The sequence below is a fragment of the Rhodococcus sp. ACS1 genome (genome assembly GCF_002300155.1).
Lineage (GTDB): Bacteria > Actinomycetota > Actinomycetes > Mycobacteriales > Mycobacteriaceae > Rhodococcus_F > Rhodococcus_F koreensis.
The window spans coordinates 338,276-362,301 of sequence record NZ_NSDZ01000010.1 but is presented as its reverse complement, the minus strand read 5'-3'; the positions used below and the strand labels follow the sequence as shown (position 1 = coordinate 362,301).

Annotated in this window: 24 protein-coding genes and 1 pseudogene; 10 read left to right on the top strand and 15 right to left on the bottom strand. The window is 68.5% G+C overall.

What is annotated here, in order from left to right:
- Positions 1-156 precede the first annotated feature (156 nt).
- From CJ179_RS54275 to CJ179_RS39965, 6 genes are all read left to right on the top strand, one after another.
- Complete coding sequence (locus CJ179_RS54275) at positions 157-258, top strand: Ms4527A family Cys-rich leader peptide (RefSeq protein WP_371851578.1); 102 nt, start codon at positions 157-159, stop codon at positions 256-258.
- A gap of 120 nt (positions 259-378) precedes the next feature.
- Entirely contained in the window at positions 379-2,100 is a 1,722-nt protein-coding gene (locus CJ179_RS39985; RefSeq protein ID WP_072946623.1) for a nitrite/sulfite reductase, read from the top strand.
- Positions 2,064-2,834: a phosphoadenylyl-sulfate reductase gene (locus CJ179_RS39980; RefSeq protein WP_095865188.1), complete on the top strand. Its 771-nt coding sequence runs from the start codon at positions 2,064-2,066 to the stop codon at positions 2,832-2,834. The genes CJ179_RS39985 and CJ179_RS39980 overlap by 37 nt, the downstream gene beginning before the upstream one ends.
- The gene (gene cysD, locus CJ179_RS39975; RefSeq protein WP_095865187.1) at positions 2,831-3,784 is read left to right on the top strand and encodes a sulfate adenylyltransferase subunit CysD; all 954 of its coding nucleotides are present in this window, start codon (positions 2,831-2,833) and stop codon (positions 3,782-3,784) included. Before CJ179_RS39980 ends, cysD (CJ179_RS39975) begins: the two co-directional genes overlap by 4 nt.
- A gap of 2 nt (positions 3,785-3,786) precedes the next feature.
- Positions 3,787-5,073 (top strand): sulfate adenylyltransferase subunit 1, encoded by a 1,287-nt coding sequence (locus CJ179_RS39970; protein ID WP_072946620.1) that lies wholly within the window; start codon positions 3,787-3,789, stop codon positions 5,071-5,073.
- Positions 5,074-5,077: 4 nt separating this feature from the next.
- On the top strand, positions 5,078-5,833 hold the full coding sequence (locus CJ179_RS39965) for a sirohydrochlorin chelatase (RefSeq protein WP_095865186.1): 756 nt from the start codon (positions 5,078-5,080) through the stop codon (positions 5,831-5,833).
- Here the strand turns inward: CJ179_RS39965 and CJ179_RS39960 are convergent.
- From CJ179_RS39960 to CJ179_RS39930, 7 genes are all read right to left on the bottom strand, one after another.
- Complete coding sequence (locus CJ179_RS39960) at positions 5,769-6,818, bottom strand: aminotransferase class I/II-fold pyridoxal phosphate-dependent enzyme (protein ID WP_095865185.1); 1,050 nt, start codon at positions 6,816-6,818, stop codon at positions 5,769-5,771. The two genes, CJ179_RS39965 and CJ179_RS39960, sit on opposite strands and share 65 nt — an antisense overlap.
- Before the next feature lies 1 nt (position 6,819).
- Positions 6,820-7,842: a 3-oxoacyl-ACP synthase III family protein gene (locus CJ179_RS39955; RefSeq protein WP_095865184.1), complete on the bottom strand. Its 1,023-nt coding sequence runs from the start codon at positions 7,840-7,842 to the stop codon at positions 6,820-6,822.
- 3 nt (positions 7,843-7,845) lie between these two features.
- On the bottom strand, positions 7,846-8,505 hold the full coding sequence (locus CJ179_RS39950; protein ID WP_072946616.1) for an SRPBCC family protein: 660 nt from the start codon (positions 8,503-8,505) through the stop codon (positions 7,846-7,848).
- Positions 8,502-10,214: a thiamine pyrophosphate-binding protein gene (locus tag CJ179_RS39945; RefSeq protein ID WP_095865183.1), complete on the bottom strand. Its 1,713-nt coding sequence runs from the start codon at positions 10,212-10,214 to the stop codon at positions 8,502-8,504. The genes CJ179_RS39950 and CJ179_RS39945 overlap by 4 nt, the downstream gene beginning before the upstream one ends.
- Positions 10,215-10,400: 186 nt before the next feature.
- Entirely contained in the window at positions 10,401-11,156 is a 756-nt protein-coding gene (locus tag CJ179_RS39940) for a zf-HC2 domain-containing protein (protein WP_072946614.1), read from the bottom strand.
- The gene (locus tag CJ179_RS39935) at positions 11,153-11,659 is read right to left on the bottom strand and encodes a sigma-70 family RNA polymerase sigma factor (RefSeq protein WP_072946613.1); all 507 of its coding nucleotides are present in this window, start codon (positions 11,657-11,659) and stop codon (positions 11,153-11,155) included. Before CJ179_RS39935 ends, CJ179_RS39940 begins: the two co-directional genes overlap by 4 nt.
- 148 nt (positions 11,660-11,807) lie before the next feature.
- Positions 11,808-12,206, bottom strand: a complete 399-nt coding sequence (locus CJ179_RS39930) for a DUF1801 domain-containing protein (protein WP_072946612.1) — start codon at positions 12,204-12,206, stop codon at positions 11,808-11,810.
- A 157-nt stretch (positions 12,207-12,363) separates the two neighbouring features.
- Here CJ179_RS39930 and CJ179_RS39925 point away from each other — a divergent pair, with 157 nt between their 5' ends.
- From CJ179_RS39925 to cysC, 4 genes are all read left to right on the top strand, one after another.
- Positions 12,364-13,230: a universal stress protein gene (locus CJ179_RS39925; protein WP_072946611.1), complete on the top strand. Its 867-nt coding sequence runs from the start codon at positions 12,364-12,366 to the stop codon at positions 13,228-13,230.
- Positions 13,231-13,477: 247 nt separating this feature from the next.
- Positions 13,478-14,281 carry a Stf0 family sulfotransferase gene (locus tag CJ179_RS39920; protein WP_095865182.1) on the top strand — a complete coding sequence of 268 codons (804 nt, stop codon included), beginning with the start codon at positions 13,478-13,480 and terminating at the stop codon, positions 14,279-14,281.
- Positions 14,278-15,207: a sulfate adenylyltransferase subunit CysD gene (gene cysD / locus CJ179_RS39915; protein WP_072946609.1), complete on the top strand. Its 930-nt coding sequence runs from the start codon at positions 14,278-14,280 to the stop codon at positions 15,205-15,207. The genes CJ179_RS39920 and cysD (CJ179_RS39915) overlap by 4 nt, the downstream gene beginning before the upstream one ends.
- Positions 15,207-17,090 carry an adenylyl-sulfate kinase gene (gene cysC / locus CJ179_RS39910; RefSeq protein ID WP_095865181.1) on the top strand — a complete coding sequence of 628 codons (1,884 nt, stop codon included), beginning with the start codon at positions 15,207-15,209 and terminating at the stop codon, positions 17,088-17,090. Before cysD (CJ179_RS39915) ends, cysC begins: the two co-directional genes overlap by 1 nt.
- Positions 17,091-17,113: 23 nt before the next feature.
- On the opposite strand, the pseudogene CJ179_RS39905 reads toward cysC, so the two are convergent.
- From CJ179_RS39905 to CJ179_RS39870, 8 genes and pseudogenes are all read right to left on the bottom strand, one after another.
- Positions 17,114-18,142 (bottom strand): annotated as a pseudogene (locus CJ179_RS39905) (Mur ligase family protein); the annotation flags it as partial.
- 76 nt (positions 18,143-18,218) lie between these two features.
- Entirely contained in the window at positions 18,219-19,598 is a 1,380-nt protein-coding gene (locus CJ179_RS39900) for a sulfatase (protein ID WP_095865180.1), read from the bottom strand.
- Between the two features lie 25 nt (positions 19,599-19,623).
- Positions 19,624-20,637, bottom strand: coding sequence for a sulfate/molybdate ABC transporter ATP-binding protein (locus tag CJ179_RS39895; protein WP_095865179.1), 1,014 nt, complete (start codon positions 20,635-20,637; stop codon positions 19,624-19,626).
- The gene (cysW, locus tag CJ179_RS39890) at positions 20,634-21,440 is read right to left on the bottom strand and encodes a sulfate ABC transporter permease subunit CysW (RefSeq protein ID WP_072946605.1); all 807 of its coding nucleotides are present in this window, start codon (positions 21,438-21,440) and stop codon (positions 20,634-20,636) included. The genes CJ179_RS39895 and cysW overlap by 4 nt, the downstream gene beginning before the upstream one ends.
- Positions 21,437-22,318, bottom strand: a complete 882-nt coding sequence (cysT, locus tag CJ179_RS39885) for a sulfate ABC transporter permease subunit CysT (protein ID WP_072946604.1) — start codon at positions 22,316-22,318, stop codon at positions 21,437-21,439. Before cysT ends, cysW begins: the two co-directional genes overlap by 4 nt.
- Before the next feature lie 7 nt (positions 22,319-22,325).
- Positions 22,326-23,357 carry a sulfate ABC transporter substrate-binding protein gene (locus CJ179_RS39880; RefSeq protein WP_095865178.1) on the bottom strand — a complete coding sequence of 344 codons (1,032 nt, stop codon included), beginning with the start codon at positions 23,355-23,357 and terminating at the stop codon, positions 22,326-22,328.
- A gap of 181 nt (positions 23,358-23,538) precedes the next feature.
- The gene (locus CJ179_RS54270) at positions 23,539-23,667 is read right to left on the bottom strand and encodes an Ms4533A family Cys-rich leader peptide (protein ID WP_369426194.1); all 129 of its coding nucleotides are present in this window, start codon (positions 23,665-23,667) and stop codon (positions 23,539-23,541) included.
- Between the two features lie 87 nt (positions 23,668-23,754).
- Positions 23,755-23,946, bottom strand: a complete 192-nt coding sequence (locus tag CJ179_RS39870; protein WP_005261263.1) for a hypothetical protein — start codon at positions 23,944-23,946, stop codon at positions 23,755-23,757.
- Positions 23,947-24,026: the final 80 nt, after the last annotated feature.

The following is a 24,026-nucleotide window of genomic DNA, read 5'->3' as shown; positions in this document are numbered from 1 at the left end:
GCTCGCCTCCGGTGTCCATGGTCGGCTCGCCTCCGGTATCGATGGTCGGCTCGCCTCCGTGACCACCCGACCGTCGCGCGCCCCTCGTCGTGATATTTCCCGCAAAAATGGTGGAAATCGGTGCCCGGCTCTGCGTGAGCGATCTGACGTGGCACAATGGTCGACATGACCGGACCCGGAGTGCGACTTGTGGCGCGTCGTCACGTCGATCTCAAGCGTGTCTGCAGCTGTTGTTGTCTGCCCTGTCTCGCGCAGTAATTCAGCCTGTCAGCCCGTTCATCTTTCTTCTCGACTTCCGGCCGGATTCGAATGCCCCGAGCGAGGATCAGCCCTCCTCCTCGGCCTCAGCCGGTGCATCGTGAGATTCAGGAGTGCTCCATGACGTCGACCACCGACGCCTCCCCCGCTGCCGCCCAGGCAGCACCCGCGCGCACGCGCACGGCGAAGCCGGCCCGGCGACGTGCCGAAGGCCAGTGGGCCCTCGGCTACCGCGAGCCCCTCAATGCCAACGAGCAGGCCAAGAAGGACGACAACCCGCTCAACGTCCGGGCACGCATCGAGAACATCTACTCGAAGCAGGGCTTCGACAGCATCGACAAGGGCGACCTGCGTGGCCGCATGCGCTGGTGGGGTCTCTACACCCAGCGCGAGCAGGGGTACGACGGCACCTTCACCGGTGACGAGAACATCGACCTGCTCGAAGCCAGGTACTTCATGATGCGGGTCCGCTGCGACGCCGGCGCCCTGAACGTCGAGCAGTTGCGCACCATCGCCGGGATCTCCACCGAGTTCGCCCGCGACACCGCCGACCTCTCGGACCGCGAGAACGTCCAGTACCACTGGATCGAGGTCGAGAACGTCCCGGAGATCTGGAAGCGTCTCGAGGGCGTCGGTCTCAAGACCACGGAAGCGTGCGGCGACTGCCCCCGCGTCGTCCTCGGTTCACCGCTGGCAGGTGAGTCGCTGTCCGAGGTCCTCGACCCGACTCCCGCGATCGACGAGATCGTGCGCCGCTACATCGGCAAGCCCGAGTACTCCAACCTGCCGCGCAAGTTCAAGACCGCGATCTCCGGCCAGCAGGACGTGGTGCACGAGATCAACGACGTCGCGTTCGTCGGCGTCAACCACCCCGAGCACGGTCCCGGCCTCGACCTGTGGGTCGGCGGCGGCCTGTCCACCAACCCGATGCTCGCGCAGCGCGTCGGCGTCTGGGTGCCGCTCGACGAGGTTCCCGACGTGTGGGAAGCCGTCGTGTCGATCTTCCGCGACTACGGCTACCGCCGGCTGCGGAACAAGGCGCGCCTGAAGTTCCTGGTGAAGGACTGGGGCATCGAGCGGTTCCGCGAGGTCCTCGAGACCGAGTACCTGAAGCGCAAGCTCATCGACGGCCCCGCGCCGGAGAAGCCCACCCGGCCGATCGACCACGTCGGTGTGCAGAAGACTCGCAACGGCCTCAACGCCGTCGGTGTCGCCCCCATCGCGGGTCGCGTGTCGGGCACGATCCTGGCCAAGGTCGCGGACGCCGCCGAGCGTGCGGGCAGCGACAAGATCCGTTTCACGCCGTACCAGAAGCTGATCATCCTCGACGTCGCCGACGACAAGCTCGAGCAGCTGATCGCCGACCTGGACGAGGTGGGTCTGCCCGCACGTCCGTCGCACTGGCGCAAGAACCTGATGGCGTGCTCGGGCATCGAGTTCTGCAAGCTGTCGTTCGCGGAGACGCGGAAGCGCTCGCAGGTACTCGTTCCCGAGCTCGAGCAGCGGCTGGCCGACATTAACGCGCAGCTCGACGTGCCGATCACGATCAACATCAACGGCTGCCCCAACTCCTGCGCCCGCTCGCAGGTCGCGGACATCGGGTTCAAGGGAATGCTCGTCGATGACGGCGACGGCAACCAGGTGGAGGGCTTCCAGGTCCACCTCGGCGGCAGTCTCGGATTCGATTCGGCCTTCGGCCGGAAGCTTCGCCAGCACAAGGTCACCAGCGCCGAACTCGGTGACTACATCGATCGCGTCGTCCGGCACTTCGTGAAGCACCGCAACGAGGGTGAACGCTTCGCGGAATGGGTCGTGCGCGCAGACGAAGGAGACTTGCGTTGAATCTCGCGACAGCCACACAGGACGACCTTCGGCTCCTTGCCGCGCAGGGGGCGGCAAGTCTCGAGGGTGCCTCCGCGCACGAACTGCTGCGGTGGACGGAAGAGACGTTCGGGAGCGGGGCGAGCGAAGCGACAGGGTATCGCAATAGCTACATCGTCGCCTCGAACATGCAGGACGGCGTCCTGGTCCACCTCGCCGCCCAGGTTCATCCCGGCGTGGACGTGCTGTTCCTCGACACCGGTTATCACTTCGCGGAGACCATCGGCACCCGTGACGCCGTCGAGCAGGTGTACGGCGTCAACATCATCAACGCGCGCGCCGAGGCGAGCGTCGCCGAACAGGACGCGGCGGAGGGCAAGGATCTGTTCGCCCGCGAACCCAACCGGTGCTGCGCACTGCGGAAGGTCGCCCCGCTGAAGAAGACGCTCGCCGGCTACAAGGCGTGGGTCACCGGCATCCGCCGGGTCGAGGCCCCCACCCGCGCCAACGCCCCCCTGATCTCGTTCGACGACGCGTTCGGTCTGGTGAAGATCAATCCGATCGCCGCGTGGTCCGACGAAGACATGCAGTCCTACATCGACGAGCACTCGATTCTGGTGAATCCTCTCGTCGACGAGGGCTATCCGTCCATCGGGTGCGCTCCGTGCACCAGCAAGCCAGCCCCCGGCAGCGATCCGCGCAGCGGTCGCTGGGCCGGTCAGGCCAAGACAGAATGCGGGTTGCACGCCTCATGACCATCGACATCTCCACTTCCCTCGCAGAAGCCGCCGCCCGGCCGCAGTTGGACGGGACGCAGTTCGACACGCTCGATGCGCTGGAGTCGGAAGCGATCCACATCTTCCGTGAGGTCGCGGGCGAGTTCGAACGCCCCGTCATCCTGTTCTCCGGCGGCAAGGACTCCACGGTGCTGCTGCACCTGGCGATCAAGGCGTTCTGGCCGGCGCCGCTGCCGTTCGCGCTGCTGCACGTCGACACGGGTCACAACCTGCAGGAAGTCCTCGACTTCCGCGATCACGTCGTCGCCAAGTACAACCTGCGCCTGCACGTGGCGAAGGTCGAGGACTACCTGGCCGACGGCCGGCTCACCGAGCGTCCCGACGGGATCCGGAACCCGCTGCAGACGGTTCCCCTGCTCGACGCGATCTCCGAGAACCGTTTCGACGCGGTCTTCGGTGGCGCTCGCCGCGACGAGGAGCGGGCCCGGGCCAAGGAACGCATCTTCTCGCTGCGCAACAGTTTCGGCCAGTGGGATCCGAAGAAGCAGCGCCCCGAACTGTGGAACCTGTACAACGGCAAGCACTCCCCCGGTGAGCAGGTCCGCGTCTTCCCGCTCAGCAACTTCACCGAACTCGACATCTGGCGGTACATCGCCCGCGACAACGTCGAACTGGCCAGCATCTACTACGCGCATCAGCGCGAGGTGTACCAGCGCGACGGCATGTGGATGACGCCCGGCGTGTGGGGCGGACCGTCCGAGGGTGAAGACCTGCAGACGCTGTCGGTGCGGTACCGCACCGTCGGCGACGGGTCCACTACCGGCGCAGTTCTTTCCGAGGCAGGCGACAACGAGGCGATCCTCGCCGAGGTCGCGGCGTCCCGGCTGACCGAGCGCGGCGCAACCCGCGGCGACGACCGAGTTTCCGAAGCGGCCATGGAAGACCGCAAGCGAGAGGGCTATTTCTGATCATGAGCGACCTTCTGAGGCTTGCCACCGCCGGCAGTGTGGACGACGGCAAGTCGACCCTCGTCGGCCGTCTGCTGTACGACACGAAATCGGTTCTCGCCGATCAGATCGACGCCGTCACCCGGGCGTCGGTGGACAAGGGACTGTCCACCCCCGACCTGTCGCTGCTGGTCGACGGCCTGCGCGCGGAGCGTGAGCAGGGCATCACGATCGACGTGGCGTACCGGTACTTCGCGACGCCCCGCCGCTCGTTCGTCCTCGCCGACACTCCCGGGCACGTGCAGTACACCCGGAACACGGTGTCGGGTGCGTCCACCGCGCAGCTGGTGATCCTGCTGGTCGACGCGCGCAAGGGTGTCATCTCGCAGACGCGCAAGCACGCCGCGGTTCTGGCGCTGCTCGGCGTCCCCAAGCTGGTGCTGGCCGTCAACAAGATCGACCTCGTCGAGGACCCGGCCACCGTGTTCGCGACCATCTCGGCGGAGTTCAACTCGCTGACCAGTTCCCTCGGCTGGGCGTCCGAGGACGTCGTCGAGATCCCGGTGTCGGCCCTGCGCGGCGACAACGTCGCGGTGCGTTCGGAGAACACCCCGTACTACGACGGCCCCACCCTCATCGAGCACCTCGAGTCGGTGCCGGTCGACGCCGAACCCCACCGGGTCGGTCTCCGGTTCCCCGTCCAGTACGTGATCCGTCCGCGGACCGCCGAGTTCCCCGACTACCGCGGGTACGCCGGACAGGTCGCCGCGGGTGAGGTGACCCCGGGCGACGAGGTCGTGATCCTGCCGTCGGGTGTCCGCACCACGGTCACGCGCATCGACACGGCGGACGGCGAACTCGACAGCGCGCACGCCGGCCGCAGCGTCACTCTCGTGCTCGCCGACGACGTCGACGTCTCCCGCGGCGACGTCATCGCCTCGCCCGCCGACGCCCCGGAGCCGCTCGGCGAGTTCGACGCGACCGTCTGCTGGCTCGCGGAGAAGCCGCTGCGTCCCGGTGCCCGCCTGCTGCTCAAGCACGGCACCCGCACCACGCAGGCCATCGTGGGCACGCTCGTCGAGCGTTTCAACGAGCAGGAGCTCACGTCGGAGGCCGCCCCGGAGTCGCTGGAGCTCAACGAGATCGGCAAGATCTCGGTGCGTGTCGCCGAGCCGATCGTCGCCGACGACTACACCGTGAACCGCCACACCGGCAGCTTCCTGCTGATCGATCCCGCCGGCGGCAACACGCTCGCGGCCGGCCTCGTCGGGGATGCCATCGCGGCGGTGGAGCTCGGCGAGCGCGTCTAGTGCGATGACTCCGCTGATCGCTGTCGCCCACGGCAGTCGCGACCCCCGCAGTGCGCGGGTGGTGGCGGCTGCCGTGTCGGCGCTCCGGGAGCGGCGCCCGGACCTCGACGTCCGGTTGTGCTTCCTCGACCTCAACGCGCCGTCCGTGGACCAGGTGATCGACGCGGTCGCCGCCGAGGGTCATTCCTCCGCCGTCGTGGTGCCGATGCTGCTGGGCAGCGCGTTCCACGCCCGCGTCGACCTTCCCGCTCTGCTGGATGCCGCCCGCCTCCGTCATCCCCACCTGCACGTCCGGCAGGCCGACGTTCTCGGGCACGATGCCCGGCTGGTCGAGGCCGTCCGGGGCCGGATCGGCGAAGCCGTCGGTGCGACCGGCGAGTCCGGACTCGGGATCGTCCTCGCCGCGGTCGGTTCTTCCGACCCGGCTGCCAACGACCGCACGCGCGCACTGGCGGGGGCGGTCGTCGCGGGCACCCGATGGTCGGGCGCGGTCACGTGCTTCGCCACCGCGGCGGAACCGACGGTGCAGCAGGCGATTTCGACGCTGCGGCGGAGCGGCGCCGAACGCATCGTGATCGCACCGTGGTTCCTTGCGCCGGGACTGCTCACCGACCGGTTGAGCCGTGCGGCGGAGTCCTGCGGGCCCGGCATCACCTACGCGGCCACCATCGGACCACACACCCGACTGCTCGACGTCATGCTCGACCGCTACTCGCAGTCGCACGCGGAACTGCGGCGCTACCGAGCACTGTCGGCCTGAGCGCGGCGACCACCGCACGCCCGGCGTCCGGGTTCCCGACCGCAATCCGCACGTCACCGTTGGGATACGTGCGCGCGTGGATGCCGGCACGGGCGAGTGCGTCGCCGACTCCCGATCCGGGGACGTACAGGAAGTTGGCGTGACTGCGCGGGACCGGGATTCCCGCCGCCCGCAACGTGCGCCACAGTTCCTCACGTTCGGCGACGATGGCGGACACCCGGGTGCGGAGTTCGTGTTCGGCGGCGTACGACGCCGTGACCGCGGGAACGGCGGCGCTGACCATCCCGAACGGCAGTTGCAGCGTTCGAATCCGCCGGGCCAGAGCCGCATTCGCAAAGCCGAATCCGATCCGCAACCCGGCCAGACCGTAGGCCTTGGAGAACGTGCGCAGGAACACGACGTTCGGATGTTCGGCGACGATGCGGTGCGCGTCCAGGACCAGTCGGTGGTCGACGAACTCCACGTACGCCTCGTCGAGAACGACGACCACCCGCTCCGGCACCCGGCGGAGGAAGTCGGCCAGTTCGGCGGTGCCGACGACGGTTCCGGTGGGGTTGTGCGGGCGGCACACGACGACGAGCCGGGTGCGGTCGTCGATCGCGGCCGCCATCGCCGCCAGATCCTGCCCGCCGTCCGCTCGGATCGGTACCGGCACCGCGTCGAGGGCCGCGATCCGCGCGAGGATCGGGTACCCGTCGAATGTCGGGGCGGTGAACACGATCCGCTCCCCCGGCCCGGCGACGGAGCGCATGATCTGCAGGGCGACGCCGGTGGCACCCTCGCCCACCACCATCTGATCGGCGTCGAGCCCTTCGTGATCCGCGATGACCCCGACCAGCCGGTCGGGCAGGAACTCCGGATACCGATGCGCCTGACGCATGACACCGTCGAGCGCGGCGAGCACGGAGGGCAGTGGGGCGAAGGGGTTCTCGCTCAGCGCGAGATCGAATCTCACGCCGGGGCCGGCAAGGGTCGGAGCGGTCATCTCACACCCCCACCGGGGCGGCGCCCCATCGGATGGCCCCGGCGCCGGCGAAGTCGCCCGCGTGCGCGAAGGCGGACATCATCACCAGGGAGCCGTTGGGGATCCGGCCCGCCTGGTTCTCGAGGTCGAGGGTGACGGGAATCGCGGCGCCGAACAGGTTCCCACATTCGTCGAACGTGTCGGGGTGTCGTTCCGCCGGAAGCTCGAGTGCGTCCCGCCAGTTGCGGAGGAACAGCCGGTTGGGCTGGTTGGTGACCAGGGTGTCGATCTCGTCCGGGGTGATGCCGATCTGCTTGCACACCGCGAGCGCCACCTCGGGGACCAGCCGGTTCCCGCGGGCGAAGACCTTCGCGATCTTCGTTTCGGTGAACCCGATGTGCAATTGGCCGGTTCCCGCCTCCCAGTACTTGCGCGGCGGATCGACGGCGGCCGTCATGTCCCCGGCGAACTCGGGGTAGGTCCGGCATTCGAGTCCGAGCACTGGCCCGGCCTCCGATTTCACCAGCAGGCACGCTCCCGCGCCGTCACCCGGCACCGCCGACTGCGCCAGCACGCGCACGTCCGACTGCGTGAAGATTTGACCGGCACTGTTCTGCACCGACACGATCAGGGCGGTCGAGGCGTCACCGGTCTGCATGATCTGCCGCGCCAGCTTGATCATGTACACGAACGACGCGCAGCCCCCGTTGTGCAGGTCCACCACCCAGTCCGGGGTGATCCCCAGCCGGCGCGCGAGTTCTCCGCCGGTGCCCAGGACCGGGACGTCCGGCAGCTGGGTGTGGGTGATGAGGATGTCCACGTTGGAGACGAGTTCGGAGCCGTTCCGTTCGATCAGCGGGGCGACCGCGCGTTCGGCCATGTCGACGGCGTTCTCGTCGCTCGCGATGTGGTGACGGAATTTCGGCGCCCGGAACATGATGTTCTCGGCGAGTCGGTCGGAGGCGGCGAATTGGGCGAAATAGTCTGCTCCCACCCGGTTCTCGGGCAGGTAGCCGGCGATGTCGATCAGGCTGACGGTGTCCATGTCTCACTCACTCATCCAGGTCGGGGTCACGGGCAGGTCGTTCGCCCATCGGTATTCGCAGATCGCCTTGAGATTGCTCATCTCGAGCTGGTGTCCGGCGGCGAACATCTCCCAGAAGTCGCCCACCCACGGAACCCGGTCCGCGGGAGCGGTCTCGGGGTAGGGATTCTCGTCGTAGAACGGGTGGCGGCAGTTGGTCCACAGCACGACGGATCCGTCGACGTCGAGGACCGTGCGCGCGTCCACCACCCGCATGAGGTACACCATCCACAGGTGTTTCCCCTGGTCCCAGGCGCAGTGATAGTCGACGGTCATCGCGGCGGGGTGTGCCACGGTGCGCGTGTAGATCTCGGTCGTGTCGCCCAGCCGGTCGTACGCGAGCCACAGCCCGGGTTCTCCTGCGGGGGTGAATCCCCGCAGGCTGTAGGTCCATTCCTCGAGGCTCCGGGTGTGCGAGAGGTAGCGGAACACCTCGTCCGGCGGGCAGTCGATGTATTCCTGTACGGTGCAGTACTTTCCGAACACCTGGTCGTGCGGGTACACCGACCTCAACATGTCCATGATGATCGGTGTCGTCGCGTGACGGTCCGAGGTCTCGATGCGGACGAGGCCCGGCAGGTCGGCGGGAAGGTCGGGCAGCGGTGCGATCTCGTGGGCGGTCATCGGCGTGCTCCTTCTCGGGGTTCGATTCTCTCGGCTGTGCCGCGTGCGGTCAGGAACGGCAGGAACGGCGGTAGTTCGTCGGGGTCGCAGACGACCTCGATGACAGCGGGTCCCGTCGACTCCGTCGTGGACTGCAGCGCGTCGGCCAGGGCGGCGTGGGTGTCGACCGTGTGGCACGGCAGTCCGGGGAGCAGTGCGCCGACTCCGGCCGCGATGCGGGCGGGACGAAACCGGCTGTAGGTGTAGGCGCCCTCGTAATACACCTGTTCGCGCGTGAGGCACATCGCGTGGGCGTTATTGTTGAATACGACGAACGTGACCGGCACGTCGTACTCGACGGCCGTGTGGATCTCGAGTCCGTGCGCGTAGAACGCGCCGTCGCCGGCGATCACGAACGTGCGGCGGCCCCGCGAGAACGCGGAACCGATCGCGGCGCCGAAGGTGTAGCCCATCCCGCCCATTCCGAGCGCCACCACGAACCGGCCTGCACTCGCGACCGGAAGGTGATGCACCACAGCGGCGCCCGTGTTCCCGGCGTCCGCGAACACGTCGGCGCCGTCGGGCAGCGCCGCGGCGAGCGCTGTCACCGCATCCGTGTAGCGCAGGCCCGACGTGCCCGATCGAGGTACGTCGATCGGAGTCGGATCGCAGTGCGCGACGGGTACCGGTGAGGCTGCCGGTCCGATGTCGGCGACGAGTCCGCGTAGCGTCGCCCGCAGATCCCGGGTCGGGACGTGCTGGGCCGGCACATACGGCGTCGCCGACCCGACGCTGTACACCAGCGTCTTCTCCAGTACGGTGTCGAGCCCTCCCCGTGCCATCACCGGCAGTCGGGTGCCGACGAGCAGACAGAGGTCGCAATCCTGCAGTGCCTCGATCACATCCGGGTTCCCCATCGCGCCGGTGATCCCGAGTCGTCCCGGCGCCGCCGGGTCGAGCACGTCCTTCGCGTCGGGTGTGACGGCCACTCGCGCCCCGAGCACGTGCGCGAGTTCCGCGAGTTCCCCTCGCGCGCCTGCCCGCGCGACCTCGTCGCCTGCGATGACGGTGATACGGCCGTAGTCGTCGCGCAGGGCCTCGGCGAGCCGCGTGACGTCCGTGGTGGCAGCGCACGGTGCGGCCGGAACCGTTCGGTGCGGTTCCGGGAACTCGCCGATCGCCTGCTGAATGTCCTTCGGCAGCAGCAGTACTGCCGGTCCGCCGCGACGCGCCGCGGCGAGCGCCTCGGAGAGTTGGCGGTCGAGGTCGAGCGGTGATTCGACGCGCGCACAGTACAGCGACACCTCGCCGAACAACCGGTACGCATCGATCGACCCCGCCAGCCCACTCGTGTCCTGGAACGCGCCCGACCCTTCGAGCGACGTCGGCGGTTGCCCGATCAGTGCCAGCAGGCGCACCCGGGACGCGAACGCCTCACCGAGTCCGGCGATCACATTGAGCGCGCCGCCGCCCGACGTCGCGGCGACCACACCTGTCCGGTTCGAGGTTCTGGCGTATCCGTCGGCCATGGTCGTCGCCGAGAACTCGTGTTTGGCGACGACACCCTCGACGTCCGGGGAGCGGTGCAGCGCGTCGTACAGGTCCTCGATGTTCGCGCCTCCGACACCGAAGACGTGCTCGACCCCCTCCGCGGCCAGTACCGCGACGATGTGGTCGGCGACGCGCATGCTCCGACCGGTTTTACGTGGCTCGTGATGCGTGAGATTCATCGGCAGACCCCCGTGTCGTGGATCGGATGGGGCGAACTGTGATCACCCACTGGATATACACACGAACCACGTGCCGGCCGGGTTCACCGGTGGCAGAACATTTTTGCGGAAACGGTCGTGACGAGCGAGACACGGCGGTCGAGCCTGCAGAGAGTACGGAAACCGGGCCGGCTCCCTGCGGCCCGCTCACAACGCCGTGGTCAGCAATACCTGATGGTCGTCGTCGGATCGCACGTCGATGCTCGCGATCGCGTCGACGGGCAGGCTGGTGGTGGCCGTGGGCCGCACCGTCTGCCCGGCTTCCCCGGTCCAGGTGGCCACGGTGGTGACCACTCCGGAGCGATCGGTCACGGTCAGCGCGTACCCCTCGGTGTCGGCGCCGTAGCGTCCGTCACCGGGCCACGTGTCCTCGTAGGAGCACTCCACGAAGATCACCGTGCCCCAGGACGTCGACACGACGGACGCGCTCGCGGTGATCGTCGTCGGAACCACCGGTGCGAACACCGCCTCGGTGGTGTTCCCCCGGTCCGGGACGGGCAGCGCCGTGACGGGGGCGTCCGGTGTCCGGTCCTGGGTCGCCAGCACCCCGACGGGGACGGCCACGGCGATCACGGCGGCCGCGGCTGCGAGGGCCGTCGCCGCTCGCCGGTGGCGTCGGCGCCGCCGCACCGTGCCCACCAGCCCGGTCAGCACCCGCGGTGCGGGCATCTCCTCGTCCTCCGGCGCGCCGTCGGACAGCGTGCCGAACGCTTCTTCCGGTGTGATCAGGGCGAGCAGACCGGGCATGCCCGCCAATTCGGACACGGCCTGCGAGCACTGTGCGCAGTGGGCGAGGTGGGCCTCGTACTCGCGCCGTTCCGCGCCGGACATGGCACCGAGCACATAGGCGGCGTCCCAGCGGACGTAGGGATCGTCGTGCGACTCGAAGTCGTCGAGCGTCATCGGGTCACCCCCATTTCCTGCAGAGCCAATCGAAGCGCCCGCAATCCGTAATGCATGCGGGATTTCACCGTTCCCTCCGGTATCCCGAGTTCGCCGGCGATCTGGTGGGTCGACATCCCCCGGTAGTAGCCGAGCACGAGGACCGCACGATGGTCGGCACTGAGCCGGGCCAGCGCATCCCCCATCATCCACGCGTCGAGTGCGCCCTCCGAACCGTCCGGGGCCGCCCGTTCGGGTGTCGAACTCATCCCGACCTCACGCTGGGAGCGGGCACTGCGGTGCTCGTCGAACACGAGGTTCCTGGCGACCGTGAACAACCACGCCCGAGCCGAGGACTCCGACTGGTCGAGCACGTTCGGATGCTTCCAGGCGCGCAGCAGTACCTCCTGCACGATGTCCTCGGCGCGGGCGCGGTCGCCGGTCAGCCGGAGGGCATACCGCCACACTGCCGGGGCATGTTCCTCGTACAGCGCGTGCATGAGCTCCGTCTGGGCATCCGGCATCGGTCACCACCTCCCAGCAGTACACACGGTTCACCCGCGCCTCCGGTTCACCGCACCACCGAAACGGAGGGAAACCCCAGGTGAACCGGTGCCTCGGCGAGCGAAACCCCTTGCCCCGTACCCCAGGAGGTGTCCCTTGCCCCATACCTCAGGAGGTGTTCAGCGCCACGGCGGCGTGAACGAGCGCCTGGAACGCCTTCTCGTCGACCGTGTCGCCCTCGTGGAAGTCGATGGCGCGCCGGGTGTTGCCCTCGAGGCTGGAGTTGAACAGACCGGCCGGGTCGTCCAGCGACGCGCCCTTCGCGAACGTCACCTTCACGGCGTTCTTGTACGTCTCACCGGTGCAGACCATTCCGTCGTGCGACCACACCGGGACCCCTCGCCACTTCCACTCCTCGACCACGTCGGGGTCGGCCTGCGTGACGAGAGCCCGGATCCGGGCGAGCACCTCGCCCCGCCAGTCACCCAGCTCCTCGATGCGCGCATCTATCAGCTGCGAGGGAGAGTCTCCTCGTCCCCCGTTCGAGCCGCTCGTTCGCTTCGCCATGTGGTCCGTCGCCCCTTCGGTTCGTCTTCGCTCGCCGGTCACCCGAGTATCCCCGCGGACCACGTCGATCGCACCGGGATCGGCCGCCTGCCGATTTACCTCTGGCGCGTCGCCGCCGTCCTGGATCAAACTGGAATGGAGGTGAGGAGCACCCCCCATGAGCACAGCACGGATTCGACGCGGCATCGTGGCAGGCATCGACGGATCGGACGGCGCACTGGAGGCGGCGGCGTGGGCTGCCTCCGCCGCGCGGCGCTTCGAGGAGCCGCTGCGCCTCGTCCACGTGTTACCCAAGCATCCGAATTCCGGGAGCGGCGACGGTCACCCTGAAGGCGATGAGTTCCTCGACGCCGCCGAGCGCATCGTCCTGAACGGGCAGCATGACCTGGAAGTGGAGCGCAGTACCCATCCCGGCCCACCCGCGCACGCGTTGGTGGAACTGTCCAAGACGGCCCGGATGCTGGTTCTCGGGCCCGCGGCCACGAGTGAGATGAAATCCGTGGTCGCCGGTTCCGACGTGGTCCGGGTGTCGAATCGAGCCGAATGCCCCGTGGTCGTCTGGCGCGGCATCCAGGGCCACGAGGTCAGCGAGACGCGTCCCGTCGTGGTCGGTGTGGACGGAAGCGAACTCAGCGACATGGCGGTGGCCCATGCGTTCGAGTTCGCGGCGTTCTTCGGCGCTCCCCTCGTCGCGGTGCACACGTGGGCCGAGCATTCCACCCTCGGTGCGTGGTATTCGGAGGAACGCCGCTTCACCGACTGGTCCGATCTGGTGCAGCACGAGGAGGCGTGGCTCGCCGAGAGCCTCGCCGGGTGGCGCGAGAAGTATCCCGATGTCGAGGTCACCCGCTGCCTCGAGCGCGGCGGGCCGATGAAGGTGCTCCTCGAGTACTCCTTCGGCGCGCAATTGATCGCCGTCGGCAGCCACGGGCGAAATCCGTTCACCGCGTCGATCGTCGGTTCGACGAGCCAGAGCCTCATCCACCACGCCCGGTGTCCGGTCCTCATCTGCCGGAAAGGCTGACCACGGCAGAGTCCATTTCGGTCGTTAAAATCAGCCTGATTCATATTCGCCTGTCGCTACGCCATTCTTCCGGCGACGAGCGAACCGGATCGACGTTCCCGAAAACTGCCCTGAGCTGCTCGATCAACGCACCGCCACGACGCCGGATCCGACAAATCGACCGCCGCGGATAAATCAAGTGTTTCCATCACGCAAATTCGATTTCGTCCCGATTGCGGCACCGAATTTCGCCCTTATAGTTTCCGGCATGTCGGAGCCACGCTCATATCTCGTCTGCGCGTCGCAGCGCAGCGGCAGCACGCTGCTCGTCGAATCCCTTCGTGCCACGACCGTGGCAGGCAACCCGGAGGAGTTCTTCCAGTACCTGCCGTCCACCAGCCGGTCACCGCAGCCACGGCAGTGGTTCGAGTCGGTCACCGACGAGACGGTGCTCTCCCTGCTCGCCCCGCTCGAACCGGGAACCGCCGACACGCGCACCGCGGAGCAGTGGCGCGATCAACTGCTCAGCGTCGGGCGCACCCCCAACGGCGTGTGGGGCGGCAAGCTGATGTGGAACCAGGTGCCGCTCGTCCTCGACCGCGCCGCCGGACTTCCGGACCGGTCCGGCGACGACCTGCGGTCCGCCCTCGGCGACATCCTGGACCGCGACCTCGCCTTCATCCACGTCTACCGGCGTGACGTCGTCGCGCAGGCGGTATCGATGTGGCGGGCGGTGCAGACCCAGGTGTGGCGCGACGACGCCACCCCGCCCGCCCCGCACGACGGCGCCGAGTACCACGCGGACGGCATCGCCCACCTCGTCCGCATCCTCCGCGATCAGGATGTGCAGTGGCGCAACTGGTTCGAGACGGAGGGCCTCGACCACATCGACATCAGTTTCGACGATCTCGTCGCGGCCCCGCAGGCGACGGCGGCGAAGGTGCTCGTCGAACTCGGCCTCGACGCCGATCTCGCGCCCCCGCCGCCGCTGAAACGGCAGAGCGACGGCCGCTCCAAGGAGTGGGTCGAGCGATACCGGTCCGAGGCCGCCGCGAACGGACTTCCGCTGTGACCGCCGCACCGTCCACCGACACGGACGCACACGTCGACGAACTCCGCGCGCTGGAGGCGGAGGCCGTGCACATCATCCGCGAGGTGGTCGCGGAACTCGAGCGACCGGTGCTGCTGTTCTCGGCAGGCAAGGATTCGATCGTGTTGCTGAGGCTGGCGGAGAAGGCGTTCCGGCCGTCCCCGTTGCCGTTTCCCGTCCTGCACGTGGACACCGGGCACAACTTCCCCGAGGTGATCGAATTCCGCGATCGCAGGCTCGCCGAGGACGGTCACCGGCTGATCGTCGCGTCGGTGCAGGAGTCGATCGACAAGGGCCGCGTCACCGAAACGGGCGGTCCCGGCACGTCCCGGAACCGGTTGCAGACCCGGACCCTGCTCGACGCCCTGGAGGAGCACCGCTTCGACGCCGCCTTCGGTGGCGCGCGCCGCGACGAGGAACGCGCCCGCGCGAAGGAGCGGGTACTCAGCTTCCGCGACGAGTTCGGGCAGTGGGATCCGCGTTCGCAGCGGCCCGAGCCGTGGTCGCTGTACAACGGGCGGATTCGCCGCGGCGAGCAGGTCCGGGTGTTCCCGCTCAGCAACTGGACCGAACTCGACATCTGGCGCTACATCGAACTCGAGAAGCTCGCACTGCCGTCGATCTACTTCGCCCACGAACGGCAGGTGTTCGAGCGCGACGGCATCCTGCTCGGACTGTCCGAGTACACGCTGCCCACCGAAAGCGAACTGGTGCAACGGCTCCGGGTGCGGTATCGCACGGTCGGGGACCTCACCATCACCGGCGCGGTGCGTTCGGATGCCGGCGACGTCGCCGGCGTGATCGAGGAGATCGCCGCGGCCACGGTCTCCGAACGCGGGGAAACCCGGGCCGACGACAGGACTTCCGTTGCCGCGATGGAAGACCGCAAGCGCGAGGGGTACTTCTGATGACCACCACCGGCCGGCCTCGCCAATTGCTGCGACTCGCCACCGCGGGCAGCGTCGACGACGGGAAGAGCACCCTCATCGGCCGCCTCCTCCACGACACCGGAAGCCTGCCCACCGACCATCTCGAGGCGGTGACGAACGCCGACGGTGAGGCGGACCTCGCCGCGCTCTCGGACGGTCTGCGGGCCGAACGCGAGCAGGGCATCACCATCGACGTCGCCTATCGCTTCTTCTCGACGCCGACCCGGAGTTTCGTCCTCGCCGACACACCGGGGCACGAACGGTACACCCGCAACATGTTCACCGGGGCGTCGAACACCCACGTGGCCGTGCTGCTGGTGGACGCACGCACCGGGGTGCTCCGGCAGACCCGGCGCCACGCCCGGATCGCCGACCTCCTCGGCGTCCCGCACCTGGTCGCGGTGGTCAACAAGATCGACCTCGTCGACTTCGACGAGACCCGGTTCAAGGAAGTCGAATCCGAACTCGGCCTGCTCGCGCAGCGCCTCGGCGGCCGCCACGTCACGGTGATCCCGGTGTCCGCCACCCGGGGAGACAACGTGGTCACGCGGTCGGATTCGACGCCCTGGTACAACGGGCCCACGCTCCTCGAGTATCTCGAAGGCGTGGAACTCGCCGCGCCGTCGGCCGTCGCGTCCGAACTGCGCCTGCCCATCCAGTGGGTCGCGCGTCCCACGGACCATCAGCGGCGCCGCTACACCGGCCGGCTGTCGGCGGGCACCCTGTCCGTCGGGGACGAGGTGGTGGTGCTGCCTGCCGGTTCCCGCAGCACGGTCACCGCCCTCGACACCCTCGATCCGCACCGGGCCGTCGCGGTCGCGCCGCTGTCGGTGTCGTTCGAACTCGCCGACGACGTCGACGTCGCCCGCGGCGACCTCGTCGTCAGTGCGGCGACCGATGCCACCGCACCCGTCCCGGCCCGCGAGATCGACGCGACCGTGTGCTGGCTCAGCGAGACGCCGCTGCGGGCGGGCGACCGGGTGGCCCTCAAGCACACCAGCCGCACCGTGCGCGCCACGGTGCAGGAGCTGCACACCCGGCTCGACCCGGAAACCCTCGAAGAACACGACTCCCCCAGCGAACTCGCCCTCAACGACATCGGCCGAATCACGCTCCGGACGAGCACGGTGGTGCTCGCCGACCCGTACGCCACCAATCGCGACGCGGGTGCGTTCATCCTCATCGACGAGCAGAGCAACGACACCGTCGGCGCCGGAACCGTCAGCGACACCCGCGAAGTGGTTCCTGGCGAGCAGACCCGGCACGACATCAAGTGGCATCCGTCGTCGCTGAAACGGGATCGACGCTGGTCCGCGACCGGGCAGCGGGGCGCCACCATCTGGCTCACCGGGCTGCCCGCGTCCGGAAAGTCGACCGTCGCGGTCGCGCTCGAACGGACGCTCGTCGACGCCGGCCGGACCGCGTACCTTCTCGACGGCGACAACGTCCGGCACGGCATCTCGGACGACCTGGGTTTCTCACCCGGTGACCGGGCCGAGAACATCCGCCGCGTCGGCCACCTCACCCGGTTGTTCGCGGACGCCGGGGTGGTCGCCATCGCGTCGATGGTCTCGCCGCTCCGATCGGACCGGGCGATTGCCCGGGCGCTCAACGAGGCCGCGGGCCTGCCGTTTCTCGAGATCCACGTGAGCACCCCGGTCGACGAATGCGAACGGCGCGATCCCAAGGGGCTCTACGCCCGGGCGCGGGCAGGCGAACTCCGAGGCCTCACCGGGATCGACGCACCGTACGAGGCCCCTGAGACCCCGGATCTCGCGTTCGACACCACCGGCGCCGATCTCGACGACCTCGTCGCCCGGATTCTCGCCGAACTCGCCCGGCACGAGACACTGTCGGCCTAGCGTGCGACGAGCCGGCGGAGTGCCGCCTCCAGCCGTCCGGGCACGGTGTCGAGGGTCTCGATCCCGGCGACCGCCGCGTCGAGGTCCACGCCGCGAGCGGCGAGGGCGGCGATCGCGGCGAGTGCGTTGTCCACCTGATGCACTCCGAGTAGCCGGAGCCGCACCGGTTTCCGGTCCCCGGCGCCGCGGAGCGTGAACGACGTGCCGCCCTCGTCGGCGTGCACGGCGGAGGCGTGGATGTCGGCCGCCGGCGTCCTCGACGAGAACGTCACGCGGGGCACGGTGACGGTGGCAGCGAGGCGGCGCCCGAACTCGTCGTCGACGCCGATCGCTGCCGCGGCGCAGTGCCCCGGTTCGAACAATCGGGCCTTCGCCGCGAAATACGCGTCCATGTCGGGGTGGAAGTCCAGATGGTCGCGGGCGAGATTGGTGAACACCCCCACCCGGAAAGACGTCCCGTCGATCCGGTGCAGAGCGAGACCGTGGCTCGACACCTCCATCGCGACCGCCCCGATCCGCTGTTCGGCGAACGCGGCGAGCGTCTGCTGGAGTTCGCACGCCTCGGGTGTCGTCCGGGTCGCGGCCCGTGAACCGCCGGGTCCCCGGACCGCGATTCCCGTCATCATTCCGGCGGCGGCCCCGGCCGCGCGCAGTCCCGCGTCCAGGAGGTACACGGTGCTGGTCTTCCCGTTCGTCCCGGTCACCCCGTAGACGTCGAGCGCCTCGGACGGATCGCCGTACACCCACGACGCCAGCGGACCGAGAACCCGGCGCGGATCGTCCACCACGATCGTCGGCAGGACGTCCGACTTCCGGTCGCTGAGCATCGCGACCGCACCGCGCGACGCGGCATCGGCCACGAACTCGATCCCGTGACGGTGGCGGCCCGGCAGCGCCGCGTACACGTCCCCGGCCCGGACGAGGCGTGAATCCTGGTTGATCCCCGTCACCGCGGCGTCGCCCGGCCCGCAGAGGGTCGCCGACCGGCCGAGGCGGCGCAGCACGTCGGTCAGCGGCCTCGGTGGGGTGAACCGCGGGTAGTCGACGCTCACCCTCCCAGTGCATCACTGGTGTGCAGGTCGCGAAGACGGAACCGCGATCATCCATCCGCGGCGCCCTACCTCGCCGCTACGTCTCCACGCCGCTCCGGGGTTCGTCCAGGATTCCGCGTTCCTCGCTGTAGGCCGAACGCACGTCCGGCACCCGGCCGAGCGTGGCGAGGTACTCCTCCATCGCCTTCCGGGCGTAGGCCGTTCCCTCCTCCTCGCTCGGGATCGAGTCGCCCGTCGCCCGTCGCCACGTCGCGAGTTCCAGCGCCAACTCGGCCTGCGTCCCGGCGAAGTCGTCGGTGTCGGCGAGATTGTCGCGCTCGCCGGGATCGGCGAGCAGGTCGTAGAGTTCCCGGCTCGGACGCGGCAGGAGATGCTCGGTGCCCAGCACCGCACCGGACAGGCTGTTCTCGATGTCGAGGGGCAGGTCGAGCCTGGGCCGCGGCGCGTAGTTCTCGATGTAGCTGAACCGCTTGCTGCGGACCGCGCGGATGGGGTCGAAGCTGTCGTGGAACGTCTTCTCCGTGAACAGGACGTCGCGCGCCGTCTCCTCCGACCGGCCCAGCAACTGCGCGGCGTGGGAGACGCCCTCCACGGCCGCGGGGACCGGGACACCCAGCAGTTCGAGGAGGGTGGGAACCAGATCCACCCCGCTGAACAGGTCGTCGTAGACGCGGGGGGCCACCCGCAGCCTCCGCGGTGGGCGGATGATCGTCGCGATACCGGTGCCCGGCGCATACAGCGTCGATTTCGCACCGGGGAACGCCTCGCCGTGGTCGGTGAGGAACACGACCCACGTGCTGTCGTCCAGCCCCTCGTCCTCCAGGGTCTGCAGCAGCCTGCCGACCGCGGCGTCCGCCACCTCGATCGACCCGTGGAATCCGGCCAGGTCCTCACGGACCTCCGGACGGTCGGGCAGATACGGGGGCACGTCGAAACCCTCGGGATCTGCGGGTGCGTATCTGTCGACCGGGTACGGGCGGTGCGTCTCGAAGAAGCCTGCGGTCAGCAAGAACGGGTGCGGAGGGAACCGCGCCAGCCACCGCGACGCCCGATCGGTGACGTACTCGCAGTACGAGTTCGACACGTCGTACTCGTGGAAGCCGAGCCGCTTGGGATAGGCGGTCTCGTGCTGCATCCCGAACAGGGCCGTGTACCAGCCCGCCTCCGCCAGCAGGGACGGCAGCGTGCGGACGTCGTCGTGGTACTGCCAGCCGTGGTGCGCGAGTCCGATCAGTCCGTTGCTGTGCGGGTACCGGCCCGAGAACAGGGCGCCGCGCGAGGGCGAGCACAGGGGCGCCGCCGCATGCGCGTCGGTCAGCAGCACGCCCTCCGCGGCCAGCCGGTCGAGGTTCGGGCTGCGCACCCCGGACGCACCGTAACACCCGAGGTGACGGCCCAGATCGTGCCAGTGCACGATCAGAACGTTGTCACGGACGGGATTCACCGGGGTCGCCACAGTCGCCTCCTACATCGGCGGGGAGTTACAGGGAGACCGGAACTTCGGCCTCCGGGAGTTCGGGTGCCCGTGTCGCCCGCGCGTAGACGGTCTCGCCCTCGCGCAGGCCGAGTGCCGCACTGTCGCCGCGGGTGACCTGGGCGGAGAAGGGTTCGCCGGTGGCCTCGTTGCGCAGATCCACCCGCACCTCGAATCCGAGGTGAACCACGCGCTCCACCGTGGCCCGCGTGACCCCGAGCGATTCGGCCGTCCCCGCCTGCTGCGCGAGGGCCAGGTCGGGGTCGCGGCCGAGGCGGATGTCGTGCGGCCGGACCAACTGCCCGTTGAGTTTGGCCACGGACCCGAGGAACGACATCACGAAGTCGTTGCGGGGGCGGTCGTAGAGGTCCGCCGGCTCCCCGATCTGCTCGATCCGGCCCTTGTTGAGGACCGCGATCCGGTCGGCGACGTCGAGCGCCTCCTCCTGGTCGTGGGTGACCAGCACCGTCGTCACGTGCACCTCGTCGTGCAGCCGGCGCAGCCAGGTGCGCAGGTCCGTGCGGACCTTCGCGTCGAGCGCACCGAACGGCTCGTCGAGGAGCAGCACCTTCGGATCCACCGCCAGTGCCCGCGCGAGCGCCATCCGCTGACGCTGACCGCCGGACAGCTGCGCCGGGTAGCGGTGCTGGAAGCCGTCGAGGCCGACGATCTCGAGAAGCTCGTTGACCTTCTTTTCGATCTCCGGCTTCGGCCGTTTGCGGATCTTCAGACCGAACGCGACGTTGTCGCGCACCGTCATGTGCTTGAACGCCGCGTAGTGCTGGAACACGAAGCCGATGTCCCGCTTCTGGGGGGAGATGTCGGTGACGTCGTTCCCGCCGATCACGACGGTGCCGGAGTCGAGGGCCTCGAGCCCGGCGATGGAGCGAAGCAGCGTCGACTTGCCCGACCCGCTGGGCCCGAGAAGCGCCGTCAGCGAACCCGAGGGGATGTCGATGGAGACATCGTCGAGAGCAGCAAAGGACCCGTAGTTCTTCCGGGCGCCGGTCACGGTAATCATGTGGTGCTCCTCTTGCGGTCGAGCAGAGTCATCAGAAGCAGGGTGATCAGCGCGATGCCCATCAGCAGGGTGGCTGCGGAGTACGCACCGAACGTGTTGTGGTCGTCGATGTAGCGCGAATGCACGAGCAGGGTCAGGGTCTGGGACACCCCGGGGAAGCCCGAGGACACCATGATCACGGCGCCGAATTCGCCCAGCGAACGGGCAACCGTCAGGACCACGCCGTAGGTCAGACCCCAGCGGATGGCGGGCAGGGTGATCAGCCAGAACGTCTGCCAGCGGCTCGCGCCGAGCGTCGCGGCGGCCTGTTCCTGTTCCTCGCCGATCTCGTGCAGGACGGGCTCCACCTCCCGCACGACGAACGGCAACGTCACGAACAGGGTGGCGATGACCATCCCGGGGAGCCCGAAGATCACCTTGAACCCCAGCGATTCGAGCCCGCCGAACCAGCCGTTGGCGCCCCACAGCAGAATCAGCGACACACCGACCACGATGGGTGAGACGGCGAACGGGAGGTCGACCACCGCCTGTACCAGACCGCGGCCCGGGAACCGGCCCCGCACCAGCGCGAGGGCCGTGACGATTCCGAACACCACGTTCACCGGGACGACGATAGCCACGATCAGCAGGGACAGATTGAGCGCGGAGATCGCGGCGGGTGTGCTGATCGAATCGATGAAGGCGCCGATCCCGTTCTCGAACGTGCGGAACAGGATGATGACGATGGGCACCACCAGCAGGCCGAACAGGTAGAGCAGCGCGACCGTGCGCAGGGTGATCCGGGTGGACCCAGAGAGCTTCATTCCGCCTGCTCCTCACGACGCTGCCCCCGGCTGGCGAAGACCCGGAGGGCGAACAGCGTCACGAATGCGATGGCCAGGAGAGCCACCGACACGGCCGCCGCCGCGGCCGGCCTGTCGATTTCGATCTGCTGTTGAATGTACTGGGAAGCGACCTGAGTCTCTCGGGGAATGTTTCCGCCGATCAGGACGACGGAACCGTACTCGCCGATCGCGCGGGCGAACGCGAGCCCCGCACCGCTGATGATCGCCGGAGTCAGGGTCGGCACCACCACCTTGCGGAAGATCGTCACGTTGTCGGCGCCGAGGGAAGCCGCGGCCTCCTCGACTTCCTTGTCGACCTCGATCAGCACCGGCTGCACCGAGCGGACGACGAACGGCAACGTCACGAACGCCAGCGCCACGATCAGGCCGGGCTGCGTGGCGTTGAGGTGGACGCCGATCGGGCTCTCCGGGCCGTACAGCGACAACAGCACGATGCTGGCCACGATGGTCGGCAACGCGAACGGCAGGTCGATCAGCGCGTTCACGACCCGCTTGCCGGGGAATTCGTCGCGCACGAGAACCCACGCGATGAGCGTGCCCATGATCACGTTGATCACGGCCACCACCACGGACACCACGACCGTGACCCGCAGGGACGCCACCGCCACCGGCGAGGTGATCGCGTCGACGAAGCCGGCGATCCCGTCGCCGAACGAGGCCACGGTGAGCGCCGCGAGGGGGAGGACCACGATGACGCTCAGCCACAGGGTCGCGATGCCGATGCCGAGCGGTCCCACGGCACCGGTGACCCGGGCGACCTTCTTACGCGCAGGCGGAACGGGCGGAGGCGGCACCGTGATGCCGCGTCCGCCCGTCGTCGTCGATGTGTCGCTCACGTCGGTCTTACTTGGTTGCGTTGTCGTAGATCACTGCGATGGACCCGGTGTCCTTGGCGAACACCTCGGAGTCGACCTTGGCCCAGCCGCCGAGATCGGCGATGGTCCACAGCTTGGCCGGCGCCGGGAACTTGTCGGTGAACTCCGTGGCGACCGCGGGATCGACCGGACGGAATCCGGCCTCGGCCCACAGCTTCTGGCCCTCGGTGGTGTAGAGGAAGTCCTTGAACGCGTTGGCCTTCTCCAGGTTCTTGCTGTTCGACAGCACCGCGACCGGGTTCTCGATCTTGAATGTGGTCGGCGGGGTCACGTGCTCGACCGGGTCACCGTTGCCCTCGATGAACAGCGCCTCGTTCTCGTAGCTGAGCAGCACGTCGCCGGTGCCCTGCAGGAATGCCTCCGACGCCTCACGGCCCGACTTCGGCTGAATCTTCACGTGGTCGTTCACCAGTGCGGTGATGTAGTCGAGACCGGCGGCCGGGTCCTGGCCACCGTTGCTCTTCGCGGCGTACGGCGCGAGCAGGTTCCACTTCGCGGATCCGGAGCTGAACGGGTTGGGGGTCACGACCTCGACGTCGGGACGCAGCAGGTCGTCCCAGTCGTGGATGTTCTTCGGGTTGCCCTCGCGCACGACGATGGTGACGACCGAACCGAACGGAATTCCGTTGTAGGCGTCCTGGTTCCAGCTCTTGTCCACCAGGCCGGCGTCGACGAGGCGGGTGATGTCGGGTTCGACGGAGAAGTTGACGAAGTCGGCCTCGGCGCCGTCCTTGACCTTGCGGGACTGGTCACCGGAGGCACCGTAGGACGGCTGGAACGCCACGCCCTTGCCCTCCTCGGTGGCGTTGAACGCGGGGATCAGCTTGTCGAAGCCCGGCTTCGGCACGGCGTACGCGTACAGGTTGATGGTGCCCGCGCTGCCGTCGGCACCGGCCGAGTCGCCGCCGGCGGTGTCGCTGGCGCCGCCGCTGCACGCGGTCAGCGCCACAGCTCCGAGCGTCACGAGGGCCGTGAGAAGACTACGAGAACGGCGTTTCATGGGAGAAACCTTCCTGGGGATCTGTCACAGAGGGGTGTTGCGTAAAACGTGGGAGGTGGTGCGAGAGGAGTAACGCAAAGACCGCCCGAACGGAATCAGGAATGCGAACGAAAATCAGCAGCGCGAAACCGGTCGAGCGTGCGCGGTGTCATCCGCGCGCATTTCTGTGTGCGAGGAGAAATCAACAACAGTCGATGTCGGCGACTGCGAGCATGCCGACAGCGATCAACGCCAATTCATGGCGGACCTGGTGTACAGCGGCTTCAGACACGCCGTGAAATGTAGCAGAGCCTGAACCAACGTCCCACATCGAACAGGATTTACCGGGTGAGCAGCCAGGCGACGACGACGAGGACGATCAGCGCGAGCAGCGCGAGTGTGACGCGTGAGCGCGGCATCAGGGTTCCTCCACCTTCGAGACGTCCCGCCTGAGCAGGACGAAGACTGCGGCCAGCCCACGATCGAGCAGCCACGCCAGTCCCCGGCACACCGGCACCATCACCAGCAGCACGAGGGCGACCTGCGGAACGAACGGGAGTCCGGCGATCCACAGCTCGAAGCCGTCCCACCAACTCGCCATCCGGTCCACCGGGCCAGCCTATCGTCGACCGGCTCGTGACCGGCAGACAGGTGGACGGCAGACAGGTGGACGACGGGGGCGGCGGCGGT